Source organism: Gordonia humi, assembly GCF_014197435.1.
Lineage (GTDB): Bacteria > Actinomycetota > Actinomycetes > Mycobacteriales > Mycobacteriaceae > Gordonia > Gordonia humi.
In genome coordinates, this window is record NZ_JACIFP010000001.1 from 3,075,068 (window position 1) to 3,093,627 (window position 18,560).

The 18,560-nt window shown below is 71.7% G+C and carries 5 protein-coding genes; all 5 read left to right on the forward strand.

Annotated elements, in window-relative coordinates:
• The first annotated feature begins 139 nt into the window (after window positions 1-139).
• Genes BKA16_RS14170 through BKA16_RS14190 form a run of 5 tightly spaced genes read left to right on the forward strand, consistent with a single transcriptional unit; the run spans window position 140 to window position 18,543 of the window.
• Window positions 140-5,632 (forward strand): non-ribosomal peptide synthetase, encoded by a 5,493-nt coding sequence (locus tag BKA16_RS14170; RefSeq protein WP_246371775.1) that lies wholly within the window; start codon window positions 140-142, stop codon window positions 5,630-5,632.
• Window positions 5,629-14,040 carry a type I polyketide synthase gene (locus BKA16_RS14175; RefSeq protein WP_183371262.1) on the forward strand — a complete coding sequence of 2,804 codons (8,412 nt, stop codon included), beginning with the start codon at window positions 5,629-5,631 and terminating at the stop codon, window positions 14,038-14,040. Before BKA16_RS14170 ends, BKA16_RS14175 begins: the two co-directional genes overlap by 4 nt.
• Window positions 14,037-14,987, forward strand: a complete 951-nt coding sequence (locus tag BKA16_RS14180; RefSeq protein ID WP_183371264.1) for a methyltransferase domain-containing protein — start codon at window positions 14,037-14,039, stop codon at window positions 14,985-14,987. The genes BKA16_RS14175 and BKA16_RS14180 overlap by 4 nt, the downstream gene beginning before the upstream one ends.
• Window positions 14,984-16,753 (forward strand): ABC transporter ATP-binding protein, encoded by a 1,770-nt coding sequence (locus BKA16_RS14185; protein ID WP_183371266.1) that lies wholly within the window; start codon window positions 14,984-14,986, stop codon window positions 16,751-16,753. Before BKA16_RS14180 ends, BKA16_RS14185 begins: the two co-directional genes overlap by 4 nt.
• Complete coding sequence (locus tag BKA16_RS14190; protein ID WP_183371268.1) at window positions 16,750-18,543, forward strand: ATP-binding cassette domain-containing protein; 1,794 nt, start codon at window positions 16,750-16,752, stop codon at window positions 18,541-18,543. Before BKA16_RS14185 ends, BKA16_RS14190 begins: the two co-directional genes overlap by 4 nt.
• The last annotated feature ends 17 nt before the right edge of the window (window positions 18,544-18,560 follow it).

Here is an 18,560-nt window from a genome sequence, read left to right on the forward strand (position 1 = left end):
ATCCGATTCGGAAGGAAAGTGTACTATCGACATCCGATTGAATTGAAAACGGGTTCCGCAGGGAATTCATTCGCTGATCGACATATATGTGAAAAGCCATCTGAATGCATTTGTTAAGCCGAGAGGAAAAGCGTAATCCATGCCGCAGAACTGCGATGACACAGCAGAATGGATCTGTTCGACGGTGAGTGAGAACACCGGATCGGTGTGTACCGCCGACCAGTCCCTGGTGGATGCCGGACTCGAGTCGTTTCGAGCCGTGGCCGTCCAACGCGCCATCGCCGACCACACGGGCGTACTGGTTCCGCTCCGCGAGTTCCTCGGTGAGGCATGCGCCGCCGACCTCGCCAGATACATCCGCGCTCACGAGGGCGACCAGGTGCCGGACCGAGCCGCCGCGGTCGGCGAGGGCGCACCGGTGCGCGCGGACGGTTCGTTCGCGCTGACCCCCGTGCAGACGTCCTACTGGATCGGGCGGGGCCCGGACTATCCGCTCGGGGGAGTGTCGACGCACTTCTACTTCGAGTTCGACCGCACCGTGACCGACGGATCGCCCGACGACGAGATCACCGCGTTGGAGCACTCGTGGAACGTCGTCGTCGACAGGCACCCGATGCTGCGCGCCGTAGTCCGCAGGGACGGTCTGCAGCAGGTGCTCGACGCTCCCGGCGTCCACCGGATCGATGTGCGCGACCTCCGAGGACTCGACGCCGACGATCGCGGCGCACTCCTCGAGGAGTACCGCCGTGACCTGTCGCATCGGTGCGCGCCCGTGCACCGGTGGCCCGTCCACGCGGTGACCGCACTCGTCTTCGACGACCGCACGATCCGACTGTGCCTGAGCTTCGACGTCCTGCTGATGGATTTCACCAGTTGGCGTCTGGTGATCGACGAATGGGGTGTCGCCCATCGCGGCGGCGACCTGCCGCCCGCACCGGCCGCGGACTTCGCCGGGCTGCTCGCCGAGCAGGCACGACGCCGTGCGGCGGACGGCCGCCGCGACCGCGATCTCGCCTACTGGTCCGATCGCGCGAGCACGCTTCCGGACGCCGCACGCCTGCCGACGCTGCGGACCGCGGCCGAGATCGGCGTACCGCACTTCCGACGTCATCGTCGCGTCATCGACGCCGCGGTCTGGGAGTCGTTCTCCGCGGCATGTGCGCGCCGCGGCCTGACCGCCTCGGGAGCGATGCTCGCGGTGTTCGGCGACGTGCTCCGCCGGTGGGGCGCGGGCGACCGCTTCACGGTGACGATCACTCTGTTCGACAGGCCCGCCGACCTGCCGCATGCCGCGGCGGTGGTCGGCGACTTCACCACCACGGCGCTGGTCGACATGACGTGCGACGCCACCGCATTCGCCGATCGGGCGGCGGCAGTCGCCGCGAACTTCTGGGACGCCGTCGACCATTCGTCCGTGGCCGGAGTGGAAGTGGCGCGACTGGCGGCGGACCGGCCCGCACTGCCCGGCGACGACGGTCCGGGCGGCGCGGTGGTCTTCACCTCGGCGCTGGAGCAGACGCCGCGATCGGAGGATCCGGGTGCGTGGATCGGCGACGAGGCGTTCGGCGTCTCGCAGACCCCGCAGGTCCTTCTGGACGCGATCTCCTGGCGCAGCGGTGAGAACGTCGTCGTGGCCTGGGACGCCGTCGAGGACGCGTTCGGCGCCGGCGTGGTCGACGGGATGCAGCGGGCGTTCGTCTCGGCGATCGAGCTGCTCGGCGCCGCCGACGCCGCGTGGACCTCGGCGTCGTTCGACGCCGATCCGTTCTTCCGCCCGGTCGCGGACCGGTTGCGCAACAACACCGCCGTCGACGGCCCCGGGCTGGCGGCACCGTTGCTGCACGCCGCCGACGAGCGGCCGGACCGGGCGGCTGTGCTCACCGAGTCCGGAGTCCTCGACTATCGCGGGCTCGTCGACGGCGCACGGTCGATAGCCGCACGCCTGGACGCCGCGCGGGAGGCGGACGGGCGCGCGCACGACGGGACCGTTCTCGTGGCACTGCCGAAGGGACCCGCACAGATCTGCGCGGTGCTCGGCGTCCTCATGGCGGGTGGGGTGTACGTCCCCGTCGACCCGGCCTGGCCCGCACCCCGGATCGCCCGCGTCGTCGAGCGGTCCGGTGCCCGATACGCCGTCGCCGACGACGTCGAACTGCCGCCGTCGGTCACCCGTATCGAACCCGACGGCGGTGCCCGGACCGGCGCGTTCGTCACGCACCGTCCGGCGCCGGACGATCTCGCGTACGCGATCTTCACCTCCGGTTCCACCGGTGAGCCGAAGGGCGTCGCGATCGAGCACGACCAGGCGCGCACCACGATCGACGACGTCAACGAACGCTTCGGCGTCGGACCCGACGACCGAGTGCTGGGGCTGTCGGCACTGAGCTTCGACCTGTCGGTGTGGGACGTGTTCGGCGTACTCGGCGCGGGCGGCGGACTCGTCGTGCCGACACCCGGCCGCGACCGCGATCCGGGGCACTGGCTCGACCTGATCGCCCAGCACCGGGTCACCGTGTGGAACACCGCACCGCAGTTGATGGAGATGCTGGTGGAGTACGGCGAAGCGGTCGGCGACAGTGCGCATGCGCTGCGCTCGATCCGGCTGGTCCTCCTGTCCGGGGACTGGATTCCGGTGACGCTTCCCGACCGCATCCGCGCACTGATGCCGGACGCCGAGATCGTCAGCCTCGGCGGAGCCACCGAAGCCTCGATCTGGTCGATCCACCACCGGATCGGCGCCGTCGACCCGGGCGCCCCGTCGATTCCGTACGGCACCGCGCTCAGCGGTCAGTGGTTCCGCCTGCTCGACGAACCCGACGGGCGCCCGGTGCCGGTCGGCGAACCGGGTGAACTGTTCATCGGCGGCGACGGCGTCGCGCGCGGCTATCTCGGCGACCCGGAGCAGACGGCTCGGCGCTTCCGACGGCACCCGGTGACCGGTGAACGGCTCTACCACACCGGTGACATGGGGCGATGGCGCGTCGACGGCGCCATCGAGTTCCTCGGTCGCAACGACCGGCAGGTCAAGATCAACGGATTCCGCATCGAACTCGGCGAGATCGACGCGGTGCTGAGCCGCCACCCCGGTGTCCGGGCGGCCGTCGCCACCACACACCCGGGTCCGGACGGGCGCCCGCGCCTGGTGGCGCATGTCGTCGGACACACCGCGAACACCGTGGATCTGGACCCGGACGATCTTCGCGCCCACTGCGACGCGGCCCTGCCCGCCTACATGGTTCCGCGCACCATCGAGATCCGATCCGAGCTGCCGGTCACCGCCAACGGAAAGATCGATCACGCCGCACTCGCCCCGACCCGGGACGCACCCGGGTCGGCGACGGCACACCGTCCGGCGACCTCCGCGCCGCCTTCCTCGTCGCAATCGTCCTGGCCGCAATCGTCCTCGTCGCGGCCCCCGGCGCGCACACGGGTGGACGCCGCAGCGGTCGCCGCGATCGTCGGCGACCGGTTCCCGACGGACCGCCCCCTGCTGAGTGCGGGCGCCGACTCGATGATCCTGGTCCGGCTGGCGAACCTGATCGAGGACACGACCGGCCGTCGGCCGGGGTTCGCCGAACTCGCCGCCGCGAGCGTCGCCGACCTGACCGACCGCGCGGACCTGCCCCGGCCGAGCGACCACGTCGCGGGCCCGGCGCCCGCGGAGCGGACGCCGGAGCCGGAGGAACCCGAAGCGACCGGGGCGGCGCTCGACGCCGGACTTCCACTCGACGCCCGACTTCCACTCGACGTGGTGGTGCGCACCGACTCCGGTCACCGGTCGGCCGCCGATCTGCTCATCGACGCGGGAACCTGGATTCGGGCGGTCGATCGACGGGCCGGTCGTCTCGGCGTGCAGGTGCGCACCGAGTTCTCCGACGTTCCCGGACAGCTGTGCCGGGTGGAGTTGCGTCCCGGCGCGCCGCGCCGCGTCGAGAAGCCTCGCGCGCTCACGATCGACGCCGACACCGCCACCCACCCGCTCACCGACATGCAACTGGCGTATTACGTCGGTCGCGCGGACCGTGGACTCGGCGCTCCCGTGGCGCCGCACTACTACTCGGAGATCGATGTCGACGGAGTGGACCTCGATCGTCTCCGCGGAGCGTGTCGGCGCCTCGTCGAGATCCATCCGATGCTGCGGGCGTACGCCACGGCCGACGCCGCGCAGCGCCTGGCCGCGGTCGACGACGTGCCCGACCTCGACGTCCGCGACCTGCGCGACCTGTCGGCGCCGCGGCAGGAGGCGGTGCTGGCGCGGACACGCTCCGAGCGGTCCCGTCGGGTCCGTGACGTCCTCGCCCCGGGGTGGTTCTCGGTCACGGCGAGCCTCCTGGACGACCGGACCACCCGACTCCACGTGGAGCTCGACATGTTGTTCTGCGACGTCGCGGGCGCTGTGACGCTCGCCGAGGATCTGTACACGCTCTACCGCGGCGGAGACGTCGAACCACCGGCGGCACGCTTCCTCGACTGGGCCGATGAGCATCCGGCCCGTGCGGGAACCGCGGGTCGGCCGGTGACGGTCGTCGAACCGCGGCTGCCGATGCGCCGACCCGACGACACGGTCTTCGACCGACGTCGAACCGTGCTGAGCGCGTCGCGCACCCGACGCCTGGAGTCGTACGCGCGCACCCTCGGAACCACCGTGGACGCGCTGCTGGTGACCCTGTACGCCGACGCGCTCCGCGCCGCGTCGGGAGGTTCCGACGCGTTCTCCATCGTCCTCACCGTGCTCGACCGGCCGACGGAGCACCGTCGAGTCGTCGGGGAGTACTCGTCGACGATCGTCGCGACGCCACCCGCCGTCGGCGGGCTCGCCGAGCGGTCCGCGAGCACCGCCGAGCAACTGTTCGCCGCCCTCGACCGCCCGTCGGGTCGTAGCGCACCGCGTATCGACTCCTCCGGGCGGGCGGGCGCCGTGCCCGTGCTGCCGATCGCGTACTCGTCGGGCATCACCGCCTCCCGCGACGCGTCCGAACTGCTCGCGGCGTTCGGCCGCACCGTGTACTCGATCAGTCAGACACCGCAGGTCCTGATCGACATGCAGACGTTCGTCGGCGACGGCGCGCTCGTCGTCAACTGGGATGCGATCACCTCGGCCTTCGTCGACGGTTTCGTCGATGAGGCGTTCGCCGATTTCGCACGCAGACTCGATGCTGTCGCGAACGAACGGGTCCCCGACGAACCGGCTCCGGCTGCGCCCTCCGCCGTGCTGCGGACGGTGACAGACCTGCGGCGCGGGCGTCGGCCGATCGCCGCGGCGCCGAGCGATCCCGCGGTGCGCTCGGTGATCCGGGAGACGCTGGCGCAGGTGCTCGACGTCGACGCCGGCGGACTCGACGCCGACCGATCGTTCTTCGACCTCGGCGCAACCTCGCTCGACCTGGTCGCCCTCCGCAACGAACTCGTCGACCGATCCGTCGGCGACCTCACCGTCCTCGACCTGTTCGAAACCGGGTCCATCGCCGCACTCGCGGACCGACTCCACCCGCCCCGTCCCGCCCCGTTCTCCGAGGAGCTCGCCATCCCCGCACCGTCCCCGTCGTCGACCGCCGCGTCGCACGCATCCGTGGATCCATTGGCCCGCGCACACGCCCGCGGGAGCCTTCGACGTCGCGGAGGGCTCCGATGAGCGACGCGATCGCGGTGATCGGCATCGCCGCCCGTTTTCCCGGCGCACCCACCGCCGACGACCTCTGGGACCTGATCCTCGACGGGCGCGAAGGCCTCGTCCGCTACGACGACGACGCCCTGGCCCGGACGGTGGCGCGGCGCCTGCGCGCCCACCCGGAGTACGTTCCGGTGGGCTCGGACCTCGGCGACATCGAGGAGTTCGACGCCGATGCGTTCGGCATGGGCGCGCACGAGGCGGCGCACCTGGATCCCGCGCATCGACTGTTCCTCGAACAGGCCTGGCTCGCACTGGACGCCGCCGGCTACGGTCACGGCGTCGGAGTCGACCACGTCGGGGTGTACGCGGGGACCTCGCAGAACGGCTACCTCCACACCAATCTCGCGCACCGATTCGATCCGCTCGGCGGCGAGGACCCGGTGTCCGCGCTCACCTGCTCCATCGGAAACGCACCGGACTACCTCGCGATGGGCACCGCGTACCGGCTGGGGCTCCGCGGCCCGGCGGTGACGGTCCAGACCGCGTGCTCCACATCGCTCGTGGCCGTCCACCACGCGGTGTCGGCGCTCCTGACCGGCGAGGCCGATCTGGCGCTGGCGGGCGGATCGACGGTGCACGTGCCGCGCGGGCAGGGCTACCTCCACGTCCCGGACGGTCCGTTCTCGCGTGACGGACACACCCGGAGCTACGGAGCGGGGGCGACCGGCGCCGTCTTCACGCAGGGAGCCGGAGTCGTGGTCCTCAAACGCCTGGACGACGCGATCACCGACGGCGACCGCATCCACGCCGTCGTGCGCGGGAGCGCGGTGAACAACGACGGACTCGACAAGGCCGGGTTCACCGCACCGTCGGTGATCGGCCAGGCTCGCGTGATCGCCGAGGCGCACGCCGTCGCGGGCGTCCTGCCCGCCGACATCGGCCTGATCGAGGGGCACGGCACCGGGACCGTCCTCGGCGACCCGATCGAGGTGCGGGCGCTCTCCTCGGTGTTCGGCCCCACCGACACCCCGTGGTGTGCACTCGGATCGATCAAGTCGAACATCGGACACACCGAGGCCGCGGCCGGTGTCGCGGGCCTCATCAAGGCGGTTCTGGCCGTCGAGTCGGGTGTCGTGCCCGCCACCGTGCACGCCGAGGAACCCAATCCGGGGCTGGGCCTGAACGGGTCGGCGTTCGTCCTGGCTGCCGGCGACGAGCAGTGGGCGAACCCGTCCGCGCCCCGGCTCGCGGGGGTGTCGTCGTTCGGGTTCGGCGGGACCAACGCACACGTGGTGATCGAGCAGCCGCCGCGCGCGGAGCCGGTCGACCGGGATCGCGCCGACCGACCGCAGATCATCACCGTCACGGCGGCATCGGCGCGCTCGGCGAGCGCCCACGCGGACCGCATCGTCGAGTCGCTGTCCGCGAACGACGTCCGCGACGTCGCGTTCACCCTGGCACACGGACGCGCTGGGCTGGCCTACCGGACCGCGGCCGTCGTCGATCCTCACGGCGTGGAGATCACCGACCGCATCGCACCGGGAAAGGCGCTCGACGGCCCGCCCGCCGTCGTCTTCGCGTTCCCCGGCGGCGGCAGCCAGTACACCGGCATGCTCGCCGAGACGTACCGGACCGATCCGGATTCCCGACGACTGATCGACCGTCTGGCCACGGAGTTCGCCGCGCTGACCGGCCACGATCTGCGAGCGGTGTGCGCTCCCGCCGAGTGCGGGCTCACGGCCGACGACGGTGTCCGGCCCGTTCAGGGGCTGCCCGCGCTGTTCGTCGCGTCCCTGGTGGTGTCGCGACGTCTGGCCGCACTCGGCGTGCGTCCGGACGCCCTGGTCGGACACAGCCTCGGCGAGTACGTCGCGGCCGTCGAATCGGGTGCGCTCGGGCTGTCGGACGCGGTGCGCGTGGTCGCCGCCCGCGCCGTCGCACTCGAAGACGTCGCGCCCGGCTCCATGCTGCGCGTGCGCCGCGGCGCCGACGACGTCGACGACCTGCTCGCCGACCATCCGGACCTGGAGGTCGCCGCACTCGACGCGCCCCGCTCGACGCTGCTCTCCGGTCCGGCCGCCGCCGTCGCCGCGGCCGCGGACCGCCTCGGCGACGAGGCGACAGTCATCCGCGTCGCCGCCGCGGGGCATTCGCGGCTGGTCGATCCGGCCTGTGGCGCCGTCCGGTCCGCGGCGACCGGGCTCGCCGTCGCCGAACCCACCACGGCGACGTTCAGCACCGCGACCGGACGCCTCCTGACCGGTGACGACGTCGCCGATCCGGAGCACTGGGTCCGACACATGCGCCGCACCGTCCGGTTCAGCGAGGCACTGACCGCAGCCGTCGACCACGTCGGAGCCGCCCGCCCGGTGGTGGTCGTCACCGTGGGCCCCGGAGCGTCGACGGCCGCGGCGACCCGGGCACACGGGTTCTCGCGCGTCCATGCGACGCTCACGTCATTGACCTCCGACGGTGAGTCGTCGCCGCTGCGGTGCGCCGCCGAACTGTCGGTGCTGGGCGTCGACCTCCCGACGCCGCGCGGCCGACGCACGCGACTGCCGGACTATCCGTTCGATCGACGTCGACACTGGATCGAGGCGGCCGACTCGCCGGATGCAGCCGATCGGGTCCGGTGGTTCATCGACCGATGGACACCGATTCCCGCACCGGCCGTCGTGGCCGACGCGCCGACCGCCGTCCGGGTGATCGGCGGCGGCGCCCTCGCCACGACGATCACCTCGACGCTCGCGGAGTCGGGTCGGTCGCTCGATGCGGACTCGGCGGTCCTCGTCTGGCCGGTCGAGGCCGACACCGACGCCGGACAGCTCGTGCGCGCCGCGCGCGAGGTCACCGATCGCGGCGAACGACCGCTGATCGTGCCGGTCAGTGTCGGCGCCGAGATCGTCGCGCCGGACGACGAGGGCGATCCGTCGCGCTGCGCCGCCCGCGGATACGCTCGCGTCCTGATGCAGGAGGTGCCCGGCGCCGCCGTGTGCGCGGTCGACCTCGAATCCCTCGACGCGATTCCAGACGCTCTGGCGGGGATCGTCGATCACCGCGACGACGCGTCGGGCTGGACGGAGACGGCCGTCAGGTCCGGGCACCGATACGTCCGGACCGTCGACCAGACGGCGAGCATCCGATCTGCGAGCATCCGATCTGCGAGTTCTCGATCTGCGAGGTCCCGGCCGGCGACGGTCGGACACGACGCGGTTCTGATCATCGGTGGTCTCGGCAGGCTCGGCGCCGCGATCGGAGCGCGACTGGCCGACGACGGCGTCACCGTGGTGTGCACCACGCGGGGACCGGTCGAGGAGCGGCGCGCACGGGCCGCAGCGAACCATCGCAGCGGGAGAGTGGACGTCGTCCGACTCGATCCGACGGATGCGACCGGACTGGCCGATCTGTTGCGGCGGCTGGGCGCGGACCACGCTCGCATCGCCGTCGTGGTCGCCGCAGGCGTCGTCGGCGCCGAGGCGTTCGAGGAGCTCGGCTCCGACGATCACGGCGACCGATCCGATCTCGACGACGGCAAGGTCGTCGCGACCGGCGCACTGATGGCGGCGGTCGACGCGCTGCCGGTCGGGGACCGACCGCGAACAGTCGCGGTCATGTCCTCACTGGCCTCGCTCATCGGCGGATACGGTCTCGGACGGTACGCCGCCGTCAACCGGGTCGTCGACGCCACCGTCGCCGCACGTGCACGCCGCGACGCGACCACGCGCTGGCTGTCGATCCAGTGGGACGGCTGGAACACACTGGACACATGGGAGCCGCGCGAGGTGTCCGCGGACGCGTTCACCCGCCGTCTCCTGGCCGACGCCCTCGACCCGGACGACGCGGTGGCCGCGTTGATCGGAGCCCTCGCGGCGACCGGTGTCGCCGCGCCGCGCGGAGTGATGGCGGTGACCGGCCGCGATCTGCCCGCGCTGTACCGCGCGGGCACCGAGGAGACGCCGTCGCCCACGGGATCCGGCGCACGGTCGGAGATCAACGGCACGGAGATCAACGGCCCAGCGATGAACGGCCCAGCGATGAACGGCCCAGCGATGAACGGCCCAGCGATGAACGGCCCAGCGATGAACGGCGCAGCGGTGAACGGCGCGGGCGGGCTGGCCGACCTGTGGGCGCAGATCCTCGACTGCGACACCGTCGGACCGGACGCCGACTTCTTCGAACTCGGCGGACACTCGCTGCTCGCGACGAGGCTGCTCGCCGCCGTCGCCGACCGGTACGGCGTCACGCTGCGGCTGCGCGACCTGCTCGCGGAGCCCCGCCTGGACCAGATGGCAGCGCGCATCGCGTCGAGCGAGCCGGACCCCGCCGACGACCGGTCACCGATCCGGTCGGCCGACGTCCCGACGGGTACGTCGACCGGAGGATCGTCGTTCGGCCTCACCCGCGTCCAGCACGCGTATCTCGCCGGTCGCACCGAGACGTTCGGCACCGCGTCGGCCGCCTGTCACAGCTACCTGGAGTTCGACTGCGGTGACATCGACCTGAACCGATTCGACGCCGCGTTCAACCGTGTCCTCGATCGTCATCCGATGCTGCGCACGGTGATCCGCGGCGGTCGCCATCGCGGGATCACGCTGCCGCCCGGCGGATTCCACACCACGACGACCGACGCTCGCGGACAGGACCCGGAGAAGGCCGCGCAGTCGTGGCGCGCCGGACTGGTGACCCGCACGGCATCGGCGGATCGGTGGCCGCTGGTGTCGCCGCACGCACTGCTCACCGCCACCGGGACACGCATCGGATGGAGCATCGACGTCCTCGTCTGCGACGCGTCGAGCTTCGCCCTCCTCTACGACGAGCTCGGTATCGCGTACCGCGGTGAGGACCTCGGGCCCGCACCCTCGACGACGTTCGCCGATGTCGTCGGCGAGCTCGAGGAGCGCACAGGCACCGAGGCCTACCGGCTCAGCCGCGAGTACTGGCGCACGCGGACAGCCGAACTGCCCGGTCCTCCCGTCGTCTGGCACGACCGACAAGACGACGACCGACAGGACGACGACCGGGGATTCGACCGCGCCGCACTGACGCTGACCGCGTCCGAACGGGCCGCGCTGCAGCGGTGGGCGCGGGCGAGCACCGAGTCGGCCGCCGTGGCGGCCCTGTACGCGCGGATGCTCGCCCGATGGAGCGGGCAGACGCACTTCAGCATCGTCACCACCTCGTTCGACGATCGTCCGGCGGGCGTGGTCGGCGACTTCACCGAACTCACCGTTCTGGAGACTCGGGTGACCGACGACGCCGACGGCGACCTGCGCGCGCTGACGACGCAGTTGTTCGACGATCTCGACCATCGCGGATACTCGGCGGTCGACGTTCTCGCCGATCGTAGTCGCATCGACGGCGAGCGATTCGTGCTGCCGGTGGTGTTCACCTCGACGCTGGGCTCCGGCGTCGGAGCAACGCTCGACTGGGCGGGACCGATGGTGTTCGGGCGCAGTCAGACGCCGCAGGTGTACCTCGACCACCAGGTCTACGAGTTCGGCGGAGAGCTGATCCTCCAGTGGGACTTCCTGACGTCGCGGATCGACCGCGCCGACCTCGACGCCGCCGTCGACGGTCTGCGCGCCGACCTCGCCGACCTGGTGGCCGGCGGTGAGACGATTCGGGATGCCGATCGTCTGGCCACCGTGTGCGGCGCCGTCGCCGACGTGCTCGGTGTCGAGATCGCCGACGTCGACCCGGACACCGGTTTCGTCGCGGCCGGCGGCGACTCCGTCACCGCCGTACGGCTGGTCGGAGCGCTGCGACGCGAACTCGGCGTGACGGTCTCGGTGGGCGCAGTCGTCGACGACGCCACCCCGCGCGAACTGGCCGCCGTCGAGACCGACGCACCCTGGGGCGTCGGCGGCGTCGATCTCGTCCGAGCCGATCCGACCGATCCGATGATGGATCTCCTGCCGTTGCAGCAGGCGTACTGGGTCGGACAGAGCGGGGCGTGGGACATCTCCTATCAGAGCGCCCACTTCTACGTCGACTTCTCCGACCGCGACGCCGACCCCGACCGACTGAGGCAGGCCGTCGCCCGATTGATCGCACACCAGCCGATGCTCCGAGCAGAGGTGACGCCGGACGGTCGCCAACGCATCCTCGACGTCGACGATCCACGGCTCGCGACGACACCGGTCGAGATCGTGGACCTGCGGGACGCGGGGGCGGACGCCGGTGCACGGGCCGTCGCGGCGACCCGCGTCGAATGGGAGAGGACCGGACCGGATCCGCAGACGTGGCCCGCATTCGACGTGCGCGCACACCTGCTGCCTGACGGCGGCGCCCGCATCCACGTGCGCTGTTCGCTGGTGTTCGTCGACGGATGGTCGTTCTACCTGTTCTTCGCCGAACTCCTGGCCTTCCACGACGACCCGAACACGGTGTTGCCGACCCCGGACATCGGATTCGCGGACTACGTCGCGACCGTCACTGCCTTCCGGCACAGCGACGCGTGGCGAGCCGACCTCGCCTGGTGGCGAGAACGCCTGACCGATCTGCCGTCCGCTCCGGCGCTGCCGCGGTCGCTCGGCGACACCGACGGGGAGTCGGACGCGATGGTCCGTCGGAGCCTGCGCCTGGACGCCGACACCACTGCGGCACTTCGCGCTCGCTGCGCGGCGAACTCGGTGACGACGACGGCGGTGGTCGGCGCCGCGTATGCGCGTGCGCTCGCCGAATGGGCGGGACAGGGCCGATTCCTGTTGACGATGCTGTTCTTCAACCGATTGCCGGTGCACGAGGACATCGACCGTGTCCTCGGGCCCTTCGCGTCGAGCACTCTGGTGGACGTCCGGGCCGATCACGACGACCTCGGCGCGGTGGTCCGCGGCTTCGGCGAGTCGATCGGCACCGTCCTCGACCACGGCCTGGTGTCCGGGGTGGAGCTCAACCGGGAGATCGCGTCCCGGACCGGACGGCGCAGCGTCCCGGCGCCGGTCGTGTTCACCTCCACACTCGGGTTCGCCGACACCGCTCGGGACGCCGCGGTCTCGCGGATCGATCCGACCGACGTGTACGAGCGGGTCCGGACCCCGCAGGTGCTGATCGACTGTCAGGCGTCGGAGGAGAACGGTTCGTTCGTCTGCAATCTCGACGCGGCGGGCGGCGTCTTCGCCGCCGACGATCTCGACGGCCTCCTCGCCCGGATCGGCGAGATTCTGGAGACCGTCGTCACCGACGACGACGCCTTCGACACACCGCTGCCTCCACTGCCCGAACCCGATCCGGACCGTCGCACGGCGACCGTCGACGTCGCCGAAGCATCGAGACCGGTCGAGGCGACCTCGACCGTCGAGATCCCGCGCACGGTGCGGTCCGCCTGGGAACGGGCGACCGGCCGGCGGCCGTCGGATCCGGGGGAGGACTTCTTCGCGGCCGGCGGAGACTCGCTCGGGATGATCCGGATGCTGCGGGCCGTCGCCGATGCCGCGGGGGTCGACGTCGAACCGGCGTCGTTCCTCGCCGATCCGACCCCGTCGCGGCTGGCGAGTCTCGTCCCGCCGACGGCGGCGCCCGTCGGCGGACGACCGCGGATCGATTCGTCGGCACTGGTTCCGTTGACCGACGGCCGGCGGACGCCGCTCTACCTGATCCATCCGTCCGGCGGTGACGTTCTCTGCTACGTCGCGCTCGCTCGGGCCGTCCGCGACCGCCCGGTCGTCGCGGTGTGCGATCCGGCGTTGATCGGCGACGATCGCGCGAATGAACTCACGTCGATCCAGTTGCTCGCGGCGGCGTACGCGGATGCGATCGCACGGCACGCGGGCACCGGCGACGTGGTGGTGGGCGGATGGTCGATGGGCGGCACCCTCGCACACGAGGTCGCCGCGATCCTCGCCGCCGACCCGGCCTTCGACGCGGTGACTCCGGTCGGCGTGGTGATGATCGACTCCACCGTCCCCGACCGCATCCGAGCCCTGCCGGGCGCCGAACGTCGCGAACAGGCCGCCGCCGCGACGCTGCGCTACCTCGGCTCGCTCGAAGCCTTCCTCGACGTCGATCTGCGGTCGTCGGATCCCGCGACGGCGGCGGCGCTGACCGATGCGGGGCCCGCCGGGCACGGCGACGTCGTGTCCGCCCTCCTCGCACGGGCGGATCTCAGCACTGTGGACGTCGAGCGCAAGCTCGCGGTGTTCCACCGCCACCTCGAGGGTCTCGGCGAGCACACGGCGCGCCGGTTCTACGACGCCCCGGTGCTCCTGGTGCGCGCACTCGAGCGGGCACCGCGCAACTCCGGGATCGGCATGGGCGTCGACGACGCCGTCGACCTGCCCGATCTCGGCTGGCGCGACCGGACCGGCGACCTGCGCCGTCGCGATGTCGCGGCACACCACTACTCGCTGCTCGACGCACCGGCCGTCGACGCGGTGGCCGATCTCGTCGACGGCTTCCTCGACGAGGTCGCCGAAGGAGGACGACGATGACCACGAATGCCGACTGGGAGGCGACCGTCGCCCAGTGGACGAGCGTGTACCGGGAGGTCTACGACGACCAGAGCACGTCCCGGTTCGCCGGATGGATCGACTACGTGACCGGGCGCCGCATCCCCGACGCGGTGATGGAGGCCTGGCTCGACTGGTCGGTGCGGTCCGTCCGGCGGCTGCACCCGCGCGCCGTCCTGGAGATCGGCGGCGGCACCGGCATGATCGCCGACGGGCTCGCCGACATCGTCGACCGGTACGTGCTCACCGATCCGGTGACCGGCGGCGATGCGCACCCGCATCCCGCGGTCACCTCGAAGCTCGCCGGAGCGCACGAGCTCGCCCGAGTGCTCGACGACGCCGACCGTTTCGACTGCGTCGTGGTGAACTCGGTGATCCAGCACTTTCCCGACGTCGACTACCTCGCGCACGTCCTGACCGGAGTCGTGCCGCATCTGACCGACGATGCGAACATCTACCTGGGCGACCTGCGGCACGCGGGCCTGCATCGGGCACAGTGCCGCGAGCGCGCACGAGTGCGCGAGCCGTTCGCGACGCCGGACCGGATCGACGACCTCGCCGCACAGTTCATCCGCAGCGATCCCGAACTGCTCGTGAGTCCCCGCGACATCGCCCGTGCGGCGAGCGGCCTGCCCGGGCCGTGGCACCTGAGGGTGCGCCCGCGCGCCTTCGACGCCGACTCGGACCTCGATCGCCACCGCTTCGACGCCGTGCTCACACGCCGTGAGCCGACGACGGCGCACGGCGAGCGCCGCACCGTCGGCAACGGACTGCTCGGCGGCACCGGGCCGACGCCCGCCGAACTCGACCGCGGCCCGGACGCGGTGTCGCTGCACCTGGAAGATCCGCAGAGCCTGTGGGTCGGCGCCGACGACGATCTGTGGTTCGACATCGCGTCGCTCACGACACACGAGGGGAGCCCGTCATGACCGCCCGGACCGTCCCGCCCACCTTCTGGCGGCTGGCCGCCGACGTGCGCCCCGCTCTCGTCGTCGCGGGCCTGCTCAGCGCCGTCGGCGGTCTGGCCACCGTCATTCCGGCGATCGCCGCCGTCGACCTCGCACGCGCCCTCGCGCCGCTGGCGCGCGGAGCGTCCGGTGACATCGACCCGGTACGGGTCACGGTGGCGCTCGTCGTGCTCGTCGTCGGGCTGTCGATCGGGAATCTGGCGACGGGAGGCGCGTACGCGGTGAGTCACCGCGCCGACAACGAGTTCGGTGATCGTCTGCGCCGCAGGCAGATCGATCACCTCGTGCGGCTTCCCCTCGACTGGTTCGGCCGCACCCCGTCGGGGGCGGTGAAGAAGATCGTGCAGGACGATGTGGCGCGGACGCATCAGCTGATCGCGCACGTCGTACCCGATTCGGTCGGCTCGGCCGTCGGTGCCGTCGCCGGGCTCGCCTACGTCTACGTCCTCGACTGGCGCCTCGGCCTCATCGCGACGATTCCGCCCGCGGCCGTCGCCGCCGCGTTCCCGGTGATGATGAAGGACTCGTCGCAGCAGTACGCCCGCTACAGTCGGGCCGGGGCCGACCTCGCCGCGGCGACGGCCGAACTCGTCGACGGCATCGCACCGATCAAGATGTTCGGTCTCGGGCGGCGCGGTCGCGATCGGTTCGGGGACGCGTCACGGCGGTTGGTGCGGGTGTACCGGGACTGGGTCGGTCAGACCCGGATCGGCACCGCGCTCGTGTCGACGTTCTCCTCACCGGGTTTCGCCGTCGCGGTGACCGCCGTCGGATCCGCGGTGCTGGTCGCGACCGCCGGAGCCGCCCCCGAGGCGGCCGTCGCCACCGTCGTGCTCGCCGCCGCGATCTCCTCGCCGATCTTCCAGATCGTTCAGACCGGCAGCCATGTCCACGAGGCGAACGGCGCCGCCGCCGAGCTGACCGACTTCTTCGCCGTACCGGGCGCGGTGGAGCCGACCGACCCGGTCGTGCCGGCCGACAGCGGGGTCGGCGTCGTCGGCGTCGACTTCGCATATCGTCCGGGCCGCCCGGTGCTCCACGACGTGGATCTGCACGCGGGATCCGGAACGGTGACCGCACTCGTCGGACCGTCCGGCGCGGGCAAGTCGACACTCGCCGCGATGATCCCGCGGCTCGTCGAACCGGACACCGGCCGCGTCCGACTCGGAGGAGCCGATCTGCGGCAGGTCACCGACCGCGCGTTGTACAGCCGTATCGGCTTCGTCTTCTCCGAGTCCGGCCTGCTGCGGATGTCGGTGCGCGACAACATCGCGTCGTCGCGTCCGGACGCATCGGACGCCGAGGTCGAGGCGGCCGCGCGCGCCGCCGCGGTCCACGATCGCATCACCCGGCTGCCACGCGGCTACGCGTCGATCATCGGCGACGACGCCCGGCTCTCCGGCGGCGAGCGACAGCGGGTCGCGATCGCGCGAGCGATCATCGCCGACCCGTCCGTCGTCGTCCTCGACGAGGCCACCGCACACGCCGATCCCGATTCGGAGACACAGGTCCACCGTGGTCTCGCCCGACTGGTGCACGACCGCGGTCTGGTGGTCGTCGCGCATCGTCTGCACACGGTCGTCGGAGCGGACCAGATCGTCGTGCTGGACGCCGGCCGCATCGTCGAGACCGGCACCCACCGGGACCTGCTCGCCGCCGACGGTCAGTACGCCCAGATGTGGCGCCGGTACGCGACCGCCACCGAGCTCATGGAGACACCGCAGTGAATCTGATCACCGATCTGTTCCGGATAGGCGACGAGCAGACCGACCGGGTGCTGCGCCGCTACCTCGCCTCGACGGTGATCGCGGCGCTGTGCGTGGCCGCGGCGGTCGGATGCCTGATCCCGTTGGCCGACGCGATGTTCTCGTCGCGCTCGTCGTCGACGATCCTGTCGTGGGCGGCCGCCGTCGCGGCGAGTGCCGCGGTGGCGGCGGTGCTCGACTGGCGCGGCACGCTCGTCGCGCAGGATCTGAGCGGACGGTACATCGAGCGGATGCACGCACTGATCGCCGATCGTGTCCTGCGGCTGCCGCTCGGCTGGTTCGACACCGACCGTTCGGGCCGCTTGGGGCGTACCGTCTCGTTCGGTGTGATGTTCGCCGCGAACGCGGTGGAGACGATGATCCGACCGGTGCTTCAAACACTCGTGCTGACCGCCGCGGTGGCCGGCGTACTCGGAGTCGTCGACTGGCCGAGCGGACTGTGCGTGCTCGCCGCCGCCGCGGCGGTACTGGGCGTGTTCGTCTGGGCGCACCGTCGGAATCACGCGGCCGAGACCAGGGTCGACGCGGCCAACGCCGAGGCGGCCTCGCGGGTCCTCGAGTTCGCCCGCGCACAGGCCGTGATCCGCGCCGCCGGTCCGGATTCGCTCGGCGAACGAGCCACACGCGCAGCGCTCGCCGATCAGCGGGCCGCGATCGCCGCGGCGGGCCGCGGCCGCGGCGCGACACAGACCGCCCTGAGTGCGACAGTCGCGGCGGGCACCGCTCTCACGCTGATCGTCGCGACGCTCCGGGCGACCTCCGGCGCACTGGGCTACGGGTCCTTCGTCGGCTCCGTCGCCGTCGTCGTCATCACCGCGGGCGTGGTCCTGCGGACTCTGCCGTTCGGCACCGGTCTCGAACTCGCTCGGGCGACCTTCGCGCAGATCACCGCGTTGACCGCGACCGAGACCCTGGCCGAACCGGACGTCGATCGCCGGGTGGGCCGCGAGGCGCCGCACGTGGAGTTGAACGACGTCCGGTTCTCGTATCCGGGCGGGCCACGCGTCCTCGACGGCGTCGAGCTGCACGTGCCCGCCGGTACGACGACCGCGATCGTCGGACCGTCGGGATCGGGGAAGACCACCCTCGCGCATCTGGTGGCGCGCTTTCACGATGTCGACCACGGCGCGGTCCGCATCGGCGGTGTCGACGTCCGAGACCTGGGCACCGACCGGGTCCTCGAATCGGTGTCCATGGTCTTCCAGGACGTCTACCTGTTCGACGACACGCTGTGGACGAACATCGCCGTGGGCCGACCGGACGCATCGGCGGAGGAGATCCGTGCCGCGGGTCGTACGGCCGGAGTCGACCGGATCGCCGCACGGCTCGCCGACGGTTACGACACGCACGTCGGTGAGGCCGGAGGCGCGCTGTCGAGCGGGGAGAGGCAGCGGGTGTCAATCGCTCGCGCGCTGCTCAAGGACGCGCCGGTGGTGCTGCTCGACGAGGCGCTCTCGGCCCTCGACGTCGAGAGTGCGGCATACGTCGCGCACGGCATCGCCGAACTCGGGCGCTCGCGGACCGTGATCCTCATCGCCCACCAGCCGCAGACCGTCCGCACCGCCGACCAGGTGGCGTTCCTCGACGGCGGCGGCATCGCCGCGGTGGGGCGCCACGACGAACTGATGGACTCCTCGCCCGAGTACCGAACGTTCTGGCGGAACCGAGACGCACCCGGTCGGTGGCTGAGGTCGCCGACGCGGGGGATCGAGACCTCCGGCTCGTCGCAGCACGGGCCCCGTCCGGATTGACACCGATCGACCACGAC